Here is a 13,452-nt window from a genome sequence, read left to right as displayed (position 1 = left end):
TTTATCAAGCCGGGGTTTTGATTTTGGTGCGGAAACTTAACTTTCTGATTCCTCGTTTTCTGGCCAGAGTAACTTGACAGCCATGATAGCAAAACCAATGGCGGCGATCGCCTTCACTACACGAGTTGGCAACAGCAAAGCGGTTCCTTCTCCAAGTAAAACACCGATTAAAGTCGCCAATACCAAAGCCCCAGCGGTGCCCAAAAACACCGCATTCGGATGTTTAGAACTGCCTCCGAGGGCGATCGCGGCTAATTGACTTTTGTCGCCTAACTCCGCCAAAAATACCGTAATAAAACTCAGTCCCAAAAGTTGCCAATCCATAGTTTAGTTGTAATAATTAATGCAACACATCCCAAAGCAAGGTGGCGGAAATAAACAGCAACACCACTGCCGCCGAACGTTCTAAAGTTTTTGGGGACACACGAGTGGAGAGCCACTTTCCTAGCATCACCCCTAACAAACTCGTCGCAATCAAGGCACAAGCTGCACCCGCAAACACAACCCAAGGTTTTTCAGATTCAGCACTCATTAACAAAACCGCCAGTTGAGTTTTATCCCCAACCTCGGCAAAAAATATCGTTACAAAGGTTGAACCCAAAACCGCCACCGCACCAGGGTCAATGGTTGGGGTAAAGGGTTCGCTGGGTTCCGGATCCGTTTGCGGTTCCGGTAGATTTGACTGGGCGATCGCGGAGGAAGGGCGATCGGACTCAATGACATCAATGGCATCAGCCGCTGTAGCATCAGTCACCGAAACACTAGAAAATTTAGGAGATGTATTCACGGGCAATTGTATTTAACGCTAGGAATTGGTCATCTTACTGCATCCGATCTTCCCAGATTCTCACCGGAAATGGCAACCCATCAAAAAATAGTCTTACGGATTCAGGGGATACCGAATCAGACCGAATCAGCACAGCAGGCATCATCATGGATTTAAATGGATTTAATTGGATTTGCCATCACTGCCAAAATATTCCCGATAAAAACAAATTTTATCTTCGCGAACATCAAAAGAAACAGCGACGCGATTTTTATAAGGCTGTCCCCACATCGGCCCTTCATCCCGAAACTCAAAAACAACCGTATTTTCATTGCTGGTCACGCGATCTAAGGTGACTGTCAATCCCTCACTGTAAGCCTCGGAAGCATATTGAAAAAACTCTCGGGCTCGTTCTTTTCCTTGATTTAATCCGTGGAATTGACCCACAGGAAACCAAAAACTAAAATCATCGGTTAGCATGGCTAAAAAAGGTTCCCATTCTCCCGTGGCTAACCCTTGGGTAAAATGGTTAAATGCTTGGTGAGCAATGGTGAGAGTGTTTTGTGATTTTTCGCTCATTATGGCCACCATTGAAAGTGATAATTATTTAAACTAATTCTTAGTTTAAATAATTAATTAAATTATTTAAATGACTTAAATTACTTATACGAGATTTATTTGGGCTGATCTAGGGGCGCAATGCAAAGCACCCCAAGCGATCGCAATGTGCGGGGGCGCTTGGACGTAGCGCCCCTACCATGATTTTTTGTAAATGGTATAAACTCTCAGAAAATATCGCCCGCTCAGAACCCAGAAAAATTTCCCAGAAAAATGTCCCAAATTTACCGAAATCCTTAATCCTTCAAATCTAGGGATTCCAGCAATCCGTCACAAGCATCCATTAATAAATCAATGACGTGATTAAATCCTTCGGGGCCACCATAGTAAGGATCCGGGACTTCTTTCACATTATGGTTACGGCAAAAATCACACATCATTTTAACTTTATCCCGATATTTACTATGGGTATCTAAAGATAAAATGTCCCAATAATTATCGCGATCCATTGCTAAAATAAAGTCAAACTTTTCAAAATCTGATCCTTTAAATTGTCTGGCTTGACCTGTGAATTCCATCCCGCGTTTTTTTGCCGTTGACACCATTCTTTTGTCGGGAGGAGAACCAATATGATAACTGGAAGTACCGGCGGAATCACAGACAATGCGATCGCCCAAATTTCTCTCTTGAATCTTATGATTCATAATATTTTCGGCGGCGGGCGATCGGCAAATATTTCCTAGACAAACAAATAGTAACTTATACGGCATAATTTCCAGTAATCAACCTGATTTATTTTAGCAACTAAATTTGAGCCAATTCTCAAATAATTTTAATTTAATTATCCCCAAATAACTGGGTAAAGCCAGCATTTTTGATGACTGATGACTGATAATTGTGCAGAGCATCGGAAATCATCAAAAATGCTTCAACAATGCTTCAACAATGCTTCAACAATGCTTCAACAATGCTTCAACAATGCTTCAACAATGCTTCAACAATGCTTCAACGGAGTGAGTTCGGTCAAAATAAATCAGATGTATTTCGAGATCATCCCATCAAAAGATCGATCCCATATCCTGAAAAGGGATTTGAAGCCAAGACATTGCCTCAAAAGCATTTTGCCGGAACTCACTGCGATTGGGATTACAAGCCTGGGAGACTCAGCCCACCTGTCAGTTCTTCCATTTTCTCACGCATCGTCGTCGTAGACTTGATATAAGCGTCTTTCGCTGCTTGAGTCACCAGTTCAGAGACGACATCAGCACCTTCTCCCATGACATCTGGGGAGATTTCCACCCGGCGGGGTTCCTGGTTGCCACTGACGATGACTTTCACCAAACCACCGCCCGCTTCTCCGGTGACTTCGAGTTCATCCAAATCTTCCTGAAGTTTTTTTGCTCCTTCTTGTACTTGTTGGGCTTTTTTGAATGCTTCGGTCAGTTCTTTCATTTTTCCCAGACCGAAACCAAATCCCTGTCCTTGTCCTTTTGACATAATGAGTTTTTTCTCTTCGGAGTTTAAGGTTACATCCAGTTATTTTAACTTACTAAAGATCACAAGCTTCTTTTCATGCATATAAAACCAGCTATAGGGCGGTCAGATCGGGCTGATTCTAGAGACGCCGATCGGAATACTGCTCTAAATCTGAGGCATCCCGACGGCAAGGGTGGATCTCCCCAAGGGCGATCGCCAAAATCGGGTGAGTCGTTAAACGACTCACCCGATTTCTGGAGGCTAATGCTGACTGAATTGTGGGTAATAGCTACAAGCTTGAGAATCAAGCCGTAAACTGACCCAAGATTCTGACTTCCGGTTCTAACTTTACAGACCAATGGTTTTCCACTTGTTCTTGGACGTAAAGAATTAACCGATAGATATCCATCGCCTTGGCACCGCCACAGTTGAGAATAAAATTAGCATGACGCTCGGCAACCTGGGCAGAACCAATTTGATAACCTTTCAAACCCATTTGCTCAATTAACCATCCAGCCCCATGTTGACCTCCAGGGTTGCGAAACACACTACCACAACTGGGCAAATGATAAGGCTGAGTCAGCCGTCGCTGTTCCAACTGTTCTGCTGTAGTGGCAGTCACTTTCGCGGGATCGGCTCCAGGTTTGAGTTGGAAGGTCGCTTCTGTCACCAAGCGATCGCCCCCTTGCAACACCGAAGTCCGATAGCGATAACCCAAGTCTTTGAGTGACAACAATTCAACGGCTCCGTCTGGGGATAGGACTTGAGTATCCACCAGAATATCCGCCGCACAACTCCCATGAGCGCCAGCATTCATCACCACCGCACCGCCGACAGTGCCGGGAATTCCCACAGCCCATTCCAAACCTTCCCACCCCAACTCAGCCGCTTTCCAAGCTAGACGGGCGACCGACTGACCTGCGGCCACTCGGACTTGACCTGTTTCTAGATCAAAATGAGTGTGACGCAGACCTTTAGTGCCAATCACCAAACCCGGTAAACCGCGATCGCTTACGAGTAAATTCGATCCAGCACCGAGCAAAGTAATCGGCAATTGTTGTTCCGTAGCCCAAGCGAAACTTTGTTTAAGTTCTTCGAGGTTTTTGGGTGAAACATACCATTGGGCAGGTCCACCTACTCGGAAGGAGGTTAAAGGGGCTAGTTTCACTTGCGATTTCAAGGGACATTTAGTTCCAGGCAAGTACATCGATTCTGGTTGTGTGTTGGTGGGAACACCGATCGTGGGATTTACCACCCGCCTCGTCTGATAAGAAACAGTCATAATATCCAAGTATTTCAATTAACAGCTGAACTAACAGCTACTTCATTTTTAGTGCAGATGCGAGCGATCGCATCTCTAACAGTTTGTTTTAGGCAGCTTTTGCGATCGGATTCAGGGGATGATTAGGAGCAAGAACCAGCAGGGTGACAAAGCTCCATTTCCTGATAATACGCCATCAACTCAGGAATGATCTGATTTAAATTACCAGCACCCAGAAATAATGCTAAATCCCCTGGAACAAGTATTTTTTGGAGCAACTGAGACACCAACGGCAAAGAAGGTTGATAATGTACGTTCTGATGAACTGTTTTAATGATATCAGCAACATTAGCACCGCTCATGTTGTGGACATTTTTTTCCCCAGCGGCATAAATATCGCTGACCACGACCACATCTGCCGCTTGTAAAGATGCAGCAAATTCTGGCAGAAATGCTTCAGTTCGGCTGTAACGGTGGGGTTGAAAAATGGCCACAATCCGCTTTTGCCGAGATAATGGACTGCTGACGTGCAGTTGTGCTGCCTTCAGAGTGGCGCGAATTTCACTGGGGTGGTGGGCATAATCATCAACAAACAGAATATTGTGGTATTCACCGCGATGCTCAAAGCGACGACGGGCACCCTGAAAAGAAGCGATCGCCTCACTAATTACGGCAAAATCCAAGCCTAGGTGACGACTGACCGCGACCACGGCCAGGGCATTACTCAAATTATGTTCACCCAGCAAAGGCACAAACAATTCACCTAATATTTTACCGCGTTCCCAAACCTCGGCGGTGGTGCCATCGGCACCATAAACTACCGAAGACACGGTGTAGTCGGGGTTAAAATCTGGGTTCAGACCGTAAGAAATCTTCGGTTTAATTTGTTCTCGCACCGTGGAACAGTCAATGCATCCCACCAAATCAGTACAGCGATCGCGAAACACCTGAAAAATCTGGATCACTTCTTCGAGGCTTTGATAATGATCTGGATGATCCAGTTCAATATTAGTAATCACGCCAATTTTGGCGCCAAACTTGACCAAAGATCCATCAGACTCATCCGCTTCCGCGACTAAAAATCGCCCGGTTCCGGCATAGGCATTGCCGCCCCAAGTATTGACCTCCCCACCCACGACAATGGTCGGATCCAGACCCGCCTTAAACAGGACATGGCTAATAGCGCTACTGGTAGTGGTTTTCCCATGAGTTCCGGCTACAGCAATACTTTGAGACTCCTGAATCAGGGCTGCCAACAAATCCGATCGGTGAAAAATCGGGCAGCCTAAATTGACCGCAGCTTGGTACTCAGGATTATCAGAGGCGATCGCTGTAGAACAAATCACCTGGGGCAAGGCACTATTCGCGGGTTTCGCTTCCTTCGATCGGGTCTGGGAATGTCCGTTTCTGCCGTCAGCATTTACCGCGACTGGAGATCCGTTGTCTCCTAATCCCTGGAGTCTAGAAACGAAAAATTCTAAATTACTGGCATCTTGACGCCAAAATATATGAGCGCCAATTTCCTGGAGTCTTTCAGTAATATGGCTCGGACGAATATCCGAACCATACACTGGCAAATTCCGTTTAGCTAGAATATAAGCCAGGGCTGACATTCCAATTCCGCCGATGCCGAGAAAATGAAAAGGTCTACCGTTCAAATCGATTGAATTTGACATTTTAGCTCCTTGCACGCCACACCAATAACACGCGATATCATACCAATAATTGTTTTTCTCGGTTCAACTCCGCCATCATAGTTCAGTCATCACCGTAGGAAGATCCAGCCTCCATCAGCTTGAGCAATATCTTAAACGTTTATACGAGGACTGTGCTGCCATTTCCTGAACATTTTTAAATTTCTGGTTCTACAGTAACTTTAAAAACAGCTTTTATCCAACCCTGTCCTGAATGGGAGTTTTTACGATCGCAAAAAGCCCAATCCCTTAGCCAGCTATCTGCTTATTCTAATCCACTTCGATCGCTCGGCAACAAACCACTTTCCTTGGGGTCAAAGTCGGGGAATTTGTTGTGCAACGAGGGATGAAAACGCCAGATAAATATGCATTTGAGTCTACAGGATACCGATTGGCTCACCAATTCACTGTCACCAGAGAACAGATGGGAGCATTCTTGCTTGACCTAACATATATACAAAACCTATATTTTTTAAGTTTTTTCATTAGTTTATCTACGGTTTGACGGATCAAAGTTCGATCGGCTATCTCCGACAGACTGCAACTGAGACTCAATGTTTCTGAATTATGCTCCATCGAGAGAGAAACATTCCGGCGTTCCGGCGATCGCCTGTCGTGAAATCAAGCATCATATGCAAAGGCGATCCCCCTAGTGCGGCAGTCTCCAAAGTAAAAACTGAAAAATACGAGAGTCAAAACTACCAAATGAATATGCATGCGATCGACGTGGTTGGTTGAGTTGGTCAGCCTTTGCGGTATGATCTGGGTCATTACTGAATCTTGACTTTTCTGGAATTATCCGAGGCTGATGCTAAACAAGCTCACCCGACTTAGACGGGAGAATTGTGCATATAACTATGGGAATTAACCCATTCAGGATAAAATCCTGAATCAGGTGCGGATTTAACTGTCTGATTATTTAATCTCTGATTGTTTGAGGTGACTTGTGTGGATCTCGTCAAAAGGACTCCCTACCACCTGTTAAATTTCAGCAGGAAGTAGAGAAACGTGGCGCAAAACACCAAAGGAATCGGCAGAAGAAATCCAGGGATAGGGGACATCAGCCCTAAATTTCAGAAGCAAGCCAGATCATATCGCTCACAATTAATCAAACACAACAGTAGCTTCTGGCTAGTTGTGGATAGGGAAGTATAAAAATTTAGGAGGTATCTAGTGGTTAGAGTCGCGATTAACGGTTTTGGACGGATTGGACGTAATTTTCTGCGCTGCTGGCTCACCCGCACTGATAGTCAACTCGAAGTGGTTGGAATCAATGACACTTCAGACCCAAAAATCAACTCCCATCTGCTCAAATACGACACCATGTTGGGTAAGTTGAACGCTGATATCAGTGCGGATGAGAACTCCATTACGGTCAACGGCAAGACGATCAAATGCGTCTCCGATCGCAACCCCTTAAACTTGCCCTGGAAAGACTGGGATATTGACTTAATTATCGAATCTACTGGGGTGTTTGTCAGCAAAGAGGGCGCCTCCAAGCATATTGAAGCGGGAGCCAAGAAAGTCCTGATTACTGCTCCTGGAAAAGGGAGTGGCGTCGGCACTTATGTGATGGGGGTCAACCATCACGAGTACACCCACGAAGAGTACGCCGTTCTGAGCAACGCCAGTTGTACTACCAACTGCTTGGCGCCAATCGTCAAAGTCCTCCACGAGCATTTCGGCATCATCAAAGGCACCATGACCACCACTCACAGCTATACCGGCGACCAGCGTCTCTTAGATGCCAGCCACCGGGATGTGCGTCGGGCCCGGGCTGCCGCGATGAACATTGTTCCCACCAGCACTGGGGCGGCTCAAGCCGTGGCTTTGGTTTACCCAGCGGTGGCCGGAAAACTCAATGGGATTGCCTTGCGGGTTCCTACTCCCAATGTGTCTGTGGTAGACTTCGTAGCCCAAGTTGAGAAGAAAACCTTTGTGGAAGAAGTCAATCAAGCCCTGCATGATGCCGCCCACGGTTCCCTGAAAGGAATTCTCGGATATACCGATGAACCTTTAGTTTCCAGTGATTACAAAGGAACTGATGAGTCTTCTATCGTAGACTCCAGCCTCACTTTGGTCATGGGTGGAGATATGGTGAAAGTGGTCGGCTGGTACGACAACGAATGGGGTTATAGTCAGCGGGTGGTTGACCTGGCTGAACTGGTGGCCCAAAAGTGGGTCGCTTAAAAATTGCTTAAAAAAGATTTGAGCTTTCTAGAGATTTGCTGACCAGTGACCTCTCTAGAATTTGAAATGCTCAAATCCTTTTTGACCAGTTAAAGATTCTATATGATTAACACCGGCGCTGTGGACTAAACAGACGCCGGTTTCTTTTGTGATGGTGCCGATAATGGCACTCATCGGACCCAATGTTTCCACCAATGCCCGGGCAGTGGCTGGGGGTAAACAGAGGACGAGTTCAAAGTCTTCACCTCCGTATAAAGCCCACTCTAGAGCTTTTGCCGGTGGCACCCAGTCTAACAAGGCCGGGAGTATTGGTATTTTCTCCGCCTCAATTATTGCTCCTGTGCCACTGGTGGTGGAAATTTGGTAGACTGCATCCGCTAGACCATCGCTGCTGTCCATGCCACTGACCCGGATCGACGCTCCATCGCTCTGAGTTAAGGATAACAAAATTGGCAAAATGTCCAGTCTGGGGATGGGGCGTTGATGCGATCGCACCAAAACTTGATAGTTTTCCGGGGTGAGTTGACCTTTTAACTCTGGGTTGAGCAGCAGTTCTAAACCAGCCCGCGACCCTCCATGTGCCCCAGTCACCACTATCGCATCTCCCGGTTGAGCCGTTGACCGCCGAATCACCTGTTTTGGCGACCCTTGCCCCAACGCTGTAATCGAAATGGTAATCACCGATGACCGCACCACATCCCCACCCAGAATCGGCGTGTGATAACGATTCAGGCAACTGACCATTCCCTGATAAAGTTCTTCCACCCAGCGGACAGGGGTTTGCCCTGGCAGTCCCAAGCCCACGGTAATGCCAATGGGTGCGGCGCCCATTGCTGCCAAATCCGATAAGTTCGCAGCAGCGGCTCGCCAACCGGCATCTTGGGCCGAAGTGGTGCGATCGCTAAAATGGACTCGATCCACTAACACATCGGTGGTCACGACCAGGTTTTCGCCGCGATCGGATTTCCAGGCGATCGCCGCTCCATCATCCCCAATAATCTCTGAGGGACAAAACTGGTGTAATCGTTGCAAAAGTCCCTGTTCGCCAATCTCGGCAACTTTCAGGGAATCTACATTATTGTTAACCATTACCAATTCCGCCGAATTTATTTAATTAAATTTTTCTTATTTTGATGTAATTAACATAAAAATGTTTGATTTATTTTAGCATAAATAAAAATAAAATTACCAAAAATTAACCAATCAATTTTTATCATCAATAATTGATATATCAATTATTGATTTCCTTGATGAAGTTTAGGAAAACGATAAAAAAAATCGCCATCAGCATCGACTTCTAAAGTAGCATCAAACGCTTTGGCTTGATGTTCTAAGTAGGCGCGAGTTACTTCCGCGTCCACTCTAGCAGTGGTGGCCAATTGAATCAGCGTAATGTGACCATTTTCTGATTCTAAAAGCTGATAAAATGCCTCATCAAGTCTTTGCATAATATTTTTTTTACTGATGGTATTCGATAGGAATAGAAATGATAATACTCCTATTCCGAACGCTACTAAAAATTCTAAAATTGGCATAGTATTTCTCTCTTGGTAGTAATAGATTAAATTCAATATTTTAAGCAATTGAAACCATTGAGACAATAATCATTATATAATAAAGCGATCGCTCCTTTGGTTCATTATAGCACTTCTCGGAGTTATGAAGTACCAAAAAAATTTGTCATTCCCGCGCAGGCGGGAATCCAGAAAACCTCTGTAATTCATCCAATAAGAAGCGCTATATCTCATACCAAATCCGGTTCTCCTGTACGGGCGATTCGCTTTCTCGCCCATACGATTCCCTCGCATGAGCTATGCGAGGGAATCACCTAAAACGCTTCTTGATTCCCGCGAAGGCGGGAATGACATATGGCTTGATAAACTGGTTTTGACAACCGTATTTGGTATCATCAGGCTTCAGGATTTCCACAAAAAAACCCGTTTTTTTTAACAAACGGGTTTTTTTGTGACTAATCGCCGGGAATCTCCCTTTAGGGAAAATCAGAAGTTTTCCAGGGCGAAATCGTCAATGATATCTGAGGCAATGTCTGAGGCAATGTCTGAGACAATGTCTGAGGCAATATCTGACATATCCTGCTTAGATACTTTGAGGAGACTGTAAATTTTCTGCCCCTTCAATGACTTTGGCCGAGAGAATTTTATCTCCCCGTTTCAGTTTCTCCAAAACCTCTTTACCTTCGGTGACAAAGCCAAAAACGCTATAGCGTCCATCGAGTAAATTCAAACCAGCGGGAGTCAATTCTGGTTCAAACAAGAAAAAGAAAAACTGTGAAGAACCACCATCTGGTTCTTCTTCCGGTCTAGCCATTGCTAAAGCCCCATAAGCCGAGAAAGGAAGAACCGGCTTTTCCCGATATAGACCGGCATCTTCTAAGGTAATGCCATAAATCGGCTTATCGTAGCCTCGGAGTAAAATTTCCAAAGGAATATTGCGATATTCGCCAGTTTTTGGATCGATAAACCCTTCTTCTTTTCCCGGTGGATCTCCGGTTTGGAGGACATAAGAACCCTCGGCGCGAGTAAATTCTAAACCGTCATAGAAACCGCGTTGCACCAGATCCACAAAATTACCCGCTGTAACCGGGGCACTGTAACCATCTACAACCATTGTTAGGTAACCGAACTCAGTTTCCATCTGCACCGTAGCGCGACCTTTTAACTGGGGTAGATGACTATATTCTGAAGGAACTTCAAAGGGAAATTCTTTCACCATTAATGACTCAATTTCACCCACCAAGTCTAAAAGTTGATTTCGCGCTTGCTGAGTGCTGGGTTTATTTTCAGCCACAACCGCTGTGCGTAACGAGTTGAGGTCTGCTTGGATTTGAGCAATCAGAGCCTGGGCTTCAGCTTGTTTCGCTTCGGGAATATCTTGGAGAATTTGATCGTCCTGAGTTTTCAGGATGACTTCTACCTTTGAGATATAGCCCTCGATGGGTTTCCAGCGTTTAGCCCGCAGTTCGTCGGAGATACTTTCCAACAAGCTTTGGATTTTGCGGATGGGTTGATTGTCAATGGGTAAAGCGTAGCGTAACAGAGCTTTGGGATTGGTAATCGCATTTCCCGGTGGCAAAATGCTTTCACGCTTCTGAGGGGTTTGGCTACTGCCAGAGTCCCACCAAGCGGCAGCACTAAGACCGATGGATAAGTTGACTAGCAGCAGGAGCAATAGGCTAGTTTTCAGCCAACTTTTTAATAAATTTGTGATTTTTTTGCTCGAAAAAGGCATGGATTGGTTTTTGAGATCAACAAAGGCGTCTATGAAATCTTCCCACACCGCGCCGGTCGATTCATGGAATTCGGTGGATTATTCTGGCAAAATCTTGGCGATCGCCACCATTAGTCACCATTATTGGTGATTCTTGGTGATTCTTGGTGATTCTTGGGGGCTGAATGACTCCCGTTTTTCGATTTTATAACAAATTTTTAATAATTAATCGGTAATAATAGCCAAAAAACATTAAGTAGGTTAAATGAGTAATCGTGTACGCTCGCGGTACAATAAAATGCCGATTGTTCTCCCCTAGATAAAATTAATGATTTCCAGTAACGATTTTCGACCAGGCGTCACGATTGAATTAGATGGGGCGGTTTGGCGGGTGGTAGAATTTCTCCACGTGAAGCCCGGTAAAGGTTCTGCCTTTGTGCGAACCAAGCTAAAAAACGTGCAGAGTGGGAGCGTTGTTGAGCGGACGTTCCGCGCTGGGGAAACTGTCCCTCAAGCCACCTTAGAAAAACGTACCATGCAGCATACCTATAAAGAGGGCGAACAGTTCGTCTTTATGGATATGGAAACTTACGAAGAAGCCCGCTTGAATCCAGACCAGATTGGAGATCGCGTTAAGTATCTCACAGAAAGTATGGAAGTGAATGTGATTACCTGGAACGGCCAAGTCCTAGAAGTGGAACTACCCAATTCTGTAGTTTTAGAAGTGACCCAAACCGATCCAGGAGTTAAAGGTGACACGGCAACAGGTGGCACCAAGCCCGCGATTGTTTCCACAGGCGCTCAAGTAATGGTTCCTTTGTTTATTTCTATTGGCGAGCGGATCAAAATTGATACGCGCAATGATAGCTACTTGGGTCGTGAATAATCAGCCGCTTGGCTTGTGATTCATTGCTTGTGATTCAGTAAATGTTTAGAGTAAGGCGATCGGCAGGCCGCGAGGCTGGCACTCGGAATCAGTTGAGTTTAAGCATCGACGCTGATGTTTGCTCATCAGGGCGAAAGCCACAGAATTGTTTGATCTCCGAAAGCCAGAACTTTTCCCGCTCACCGATCGATCGCGCCATATGAAGGGGTCAAATCAACTGTGGAATTGGACTTAAACCAACTCCGAGAGCTAATCGCCGCTTTAGATCAAACTGATATTTCCGAGATGATCTTAAAAAGCGGCGATTTGGAACTCACGGTGCGTAAAGGGATTGCTGATGGGGAACGAGTCTTTCCTCCGGTGGCTCCCAAGTTACAAATTACAGATAAAGTGATGGGTGTTCCAGAAGATATCTCTTCTGTTTCTGGGGCAACGGTTCCCGCAACACCCATTTCGCCCATGCCTTCGGCGGCGGCTGGCGAACCGAGCCTGAAAGCAGGTGCCTCATCTCCAGGCACCCCCGCCGCACCCCCATCCCTAGACAATAAGTGGGTAGTGGTGACTGCCCCGATGGTGGGTACTTTCTATCGCGCCCCAGCCCCAGACGAGCCTCCTTTTGTCAAGGTTGGCGATCGCGTCAGCATTGGTCAAACGGTCTGCATTATTGAAGCAATGAAGCTGATGAATGAGATCGAGGCCGAAGTGTCTGGTCAAGTGATGGAAATTGTGGTTGATAATGCCCAGCCGGTGGAATATGAGCAAGTTTTAATGCGGATTCAACCGGATTAATATCAATTGACTATTTAAGAAATCACCTCGGTATTGATTCGATCTGCCGGGGTGGATTGATTTTTTTAGGGCTGATTTTTGGCCAGAGTCTATCAATATGCTGAATTCTGACGAATATTTATTACTTGATTGTTATAAAAACGATCGATGCTATAATTTGCCCGTGGGTACTTTGAGATAAACTTGCATGAAAGGAACGCCGCCTGTTCCCCCAGAAGTGATTCAACACGTGGCTGAATATTTCAGCATTTTGAGCGAGCCAATGCGTCTAAAGCTCTTAAATTTGCTGCGCGATGAGGAAAAATGCGTGCAAGAGTTAGTCGCCGCCACTGAGACCAGTCAAGCGAATGTTTCCAAGCATTTGAAAGTGATGCTACAAGCGGGAATTTTGACCCGTCGTAGCGAAGGAACTTCTGCTTATTATCGAGTAGAGGATCCCCTAATTTTTGAATTATGTAAGTTAGTTTGCGATCGCCTCGCTTTGAGGATTGAACAGCAGGCTCGCCATTTTCGCAACATCAGCCTCAATGGAAAATAATCAGGGCGCTTTCTTCAAGCGCCCTTAATTCCCTCGCGATTTTTGATCGCCATTACCGAAAATTGT

The 13,452-nt window shown here is 45.6% G+C and carries 14 protein-coding genes; 4 read left to right on the top strand and 10 right to left on the bottom strand.

From position 1 onward, the window contains the following. Window positions 1-36 precede the first annotated feature (36 nt). From ABWT76_RS01555 to murC, 7 genes are all read right to left on the bottom strand, one after another. The gene (locus ABWT76_RS01555) at window positions 37-324 is read right to left on the bottom strand and encodes a TMEM165/GDT1 family protein (RefSeq protein WP_054465120.1); all 288 of its coding nucleotides are present in this window, start codon (window positions 322-324) and stop codon (window positions 37-39) included. A 16-nt stretch (window positions 325-340) separates the two neighbouring features. Further along, on the bottom strand, window positions 341-787 hold the full coding sequence (locus tag ABWT76_RS01550) for a TMEM165/GDT1 family protein (RefSeq protein ID WP_231636639.1): 447 nt from the start codon (window positions 785-787) through the stop codon (window positions 341-343). 162 nt (window positions 788-949) lie between these two features. Continuing rightward, on the bottom strand, window positions 950-1,345 hold the full coding sequence (locus tag ABWT76_RS01545; protein WP_054465209.1) for a nuclear transport factor 2 family protein: 396 nt from the start codon (window positions 1,343-1,345) through the stop codon (window positions 950-952). A 275-nt stretch (window positions 1,346-1,620) separates the two neighbouring features. Beyond that, window positions 1,621-2,094 carry a low molecular weight protein-tyrosine-phosphatase gene (locus ABWT76_RS01540; RefSeq protein WP_354635532.1) on the bottom strand — a complete coding sequence of 158 codons (474 nt, stop codon included), beginning with the start codon at window positions 2,092-2,094 and terminating at the stop codon, window positions 1,621-1,623. Window positions 2,095-2,470: 376 nt separating this feature from the next. Then, entirely contained in the window at window positions 2,471-2,821 is a 351-nt protein-coding gene (locus ABWT76_RS01535) for a YbaB/EbfC family nucleoid-associated protein (protein WP_054465122.1), read from the bottom strand. 283 nt (window positions 2,822-3,104) lie between these two features. Continuing rightward, entirely contained in the window at window positions 3,105-4,082 is a 978-nt protein-coding gene (gene murB / locus ABWT76_RS01530) for a UDP-N-acetylmuramate dehydrogenase (RefSeq protein WP_354635531.1), read from the bottom strand. A 122-nt stretch (window positions 4,083-4,204) separates the two neighbouring features. Continuing rightward, complete coding sequence (gene murC / locus ABWT76_RS01525) at window positions 4,205-5,737, bottom strand: UDP-N-acetylmuramate--L-alanine ligase (RefSeq protein ID WP_054465124.1); 1,533 nt, start codon at window positions 5,735-5,737, stop codon at window positions 4,205-4,207. A 1,191-nt stretch (window positions 5,738-6,928) separates the two neighbouring features. Here murC and ABWT76_RS01520 point away from each other — a divergent pair. Then, window positions 6,929-7,945 (top strand): type I glyceraldehyde-3-phosphate dehydrogenase, encoded by a 1,017-nt coding sequence (locus ABWT76_RS01520; protein ID WP_054465125.1) that lies wholly within the window; start codon window positions 6,929-6,931, stop codon window positions 7,943-7,945. 54 nt (window positions 7,946-7,999) lie between these two features. Here ABWT76_RS01520 and thiL read toward each other — a convergent pair whose 3' ends face one another. From thiL to ABWT76_RS01505, 3 genes are all read right to left on the bottom strand, one after another. Further along, on the bottom strand, window positions 8,000-9,034 hold the full coding sequence (thiL, locus tag ABWT76_RS01515) for a thiamine-phosphate kinase (protein WP_354635530.1): 1,035 nt from the start codon (window positions 9,032-9,034) through the stop codon (window positions 8,000-8,002). Window positions 9,035-9,180: 146 nt separating this feature from the next. Beyond that, window positions 9,181-9,393, bottom strand: a complete 213-nt coding sequence (locus ABWT76_RS01510) for a hypothetical protein (RefSeq protein WP_354635529.1) — start codon at window positions 9,391-9,393, stop codon at window positions 9,181-9,183. 649 nt (window positions 9,394-10,042) lie between these two features. Then, window positions 10,043-11,194, bottom strand: a complete 1,152-nt coding sequence (locus ABWT76_RS01505) for a peptidylprolyl isomerase (protein WP_054465128.1) — start codon at window positions 11,192-11,194, stop codon at window positions 10,043-10,045. Window positions 11,195-11,501: 307 nt separating this feature from the next. On the opposite strand from ABWT76_RS01505, the gene efp reads away from it, so the two are divergent. The 3 genes from efp to ABWT76_RS01490 all read left to right on the top strand — a co-directional run bounded on the left by efp (window position 11,502) and on the right by ABWT76_RS01490 (window position 13,386). Next, window positions 11,502-12,059 (top strand): elongation factor P, encoded by a 558-nt coding sequence (efp, locus tag ABWT76_RS01500; protein WP_054465129.1) that lies wholly within the window; start codon window positions 11,502-11,504, stop codon window positions 12,057-12,059. Window positions 12,060-12,278: 219 nt separating this feature from the next. Then, window positions 12,279-12,848 (top strand): acetyl-CoA carboxylase biotin carboxyl carrier protein, encoded by a 570-nt coding sequence (gene accB, locus ABWT76_RS01495; protein WP_054465130.1) that lies wholly within the window; start codon window positions 12,279-12,281, stop codon window positions 12,846-12,848. Between the two features lie 187 nt (window positions 12,849-13,035). Next, window positions 13,036-13,386, top strand: coding sequence for a metalloregulator ArsR/SmtB family transcription factor (locus ABWT76_RS01490; protein WP_054465131.1), 351 nt, complete (start codon window positions 13,036-13,038; stop codon window positions 13,384-13,386). Window positions 13,387-13,452: the final 66 nt, after the last annotated feature.

Origin of the sequence: Planktothricoides raciborskii GIHE-MW2 (genome assembly GCF_040564635.1) — a bacterium.
GTDB classification, from domain to species: Bacteria; Cyanobacteriota; Cyanobacteriia; order Cyanobacteriales; family Laspinemataceae; genus Planktothricoides; species Planktothricoides raciborskii.
The sequence above is the reverse complement of the archived record's forward strand: the minus strand, read 5'-3'. Positions and strand labels throughout refer to the sequence as shown.

What these genes read in the sequence shown, in the direction of transcription:
- thiL (WP_354635530.1), bottom strand. Translation starts at nt 9,034, where the DNA reads ATGGTTAACAATAATGTAGATTCCCTGAAAGTTGCCGAGATTGGCGAA.
- efp (WP_054465129.1), top strand. Translation starts at nt 11,502, where the DNA reads ATGATTTCCAGTAACGATTTTCGACCAGGCGTCACGATTGAATTAGAT.
- ABWT76_RS01545 (WP_054465209.1), bottom strand. Translation starts at nt 1,345, where the DNA reads ATGAGCGAAAAATCACAAAACACTCTCACCATTGCTCACCAAGCATTT.
- murB (WP_354635531.1), bottom strand. Translation starts at nt 4,082, where the DNA reads ATGACTGTTTCTTATCAGACGAGGCGGGTGGTAAATCCCACGATCGGT.
- ABWT76_RS01540 (WP_354635532.1), bottom strand. Translation starts at nt 2,094, where the DNA reads ATGCCGTATAAGTTACTATTTGTTTGTCTAGGAAATATTTGCCGATCG.
- murC (WP_054465124.1), bottom strand. Translation starts at nt 5,737, where the DNA reads ATGTCAAATTCAATCGATTTGAACGGTAGACCTTTTCATTTTCTCGGC.
- ABWT76_RS01510 (WP_354635529.1), bottom strand. Translation starts at nt 9,393, where the DNA reads ATGCAAAGACTTGATGAGGCATTTTATCAGCTTTTAGAATCAGAAAAT.
- ABWT76_RS01535 (WP_054465122.1), bottom strand. Translation starts at nt 2,821, where the DNA reads ATGTCAAAAGGACAAGGACAGGGATTTGGTTTCGGTCTGGGAAAAATG.
- ABWT76_RS01505 (WP_054465128.1), bottom strand. Translation starts at nt 11,194, where the DNA reads ATGCCTTTTTCGAGCAAAAAAATCACAAATTTATTAAAAAGTTGGCTG.
- ABWT76_RS01555 (WP_054465120.1), bottom strand. Translation starts at nt 324, where the DNA reads ATGGATTGGCAACTTTTGGGACTGAGTTTTATTACGGTATTTTTGGCG.
- ABWT76_RS01490 (WP_054465131.1), top strand. Translation starts at nt 13,036, where the DNA reads ATGAAAGGAACGCCGCCTGTTCCCCCAGAAGTGATTCAACACGTGGCT.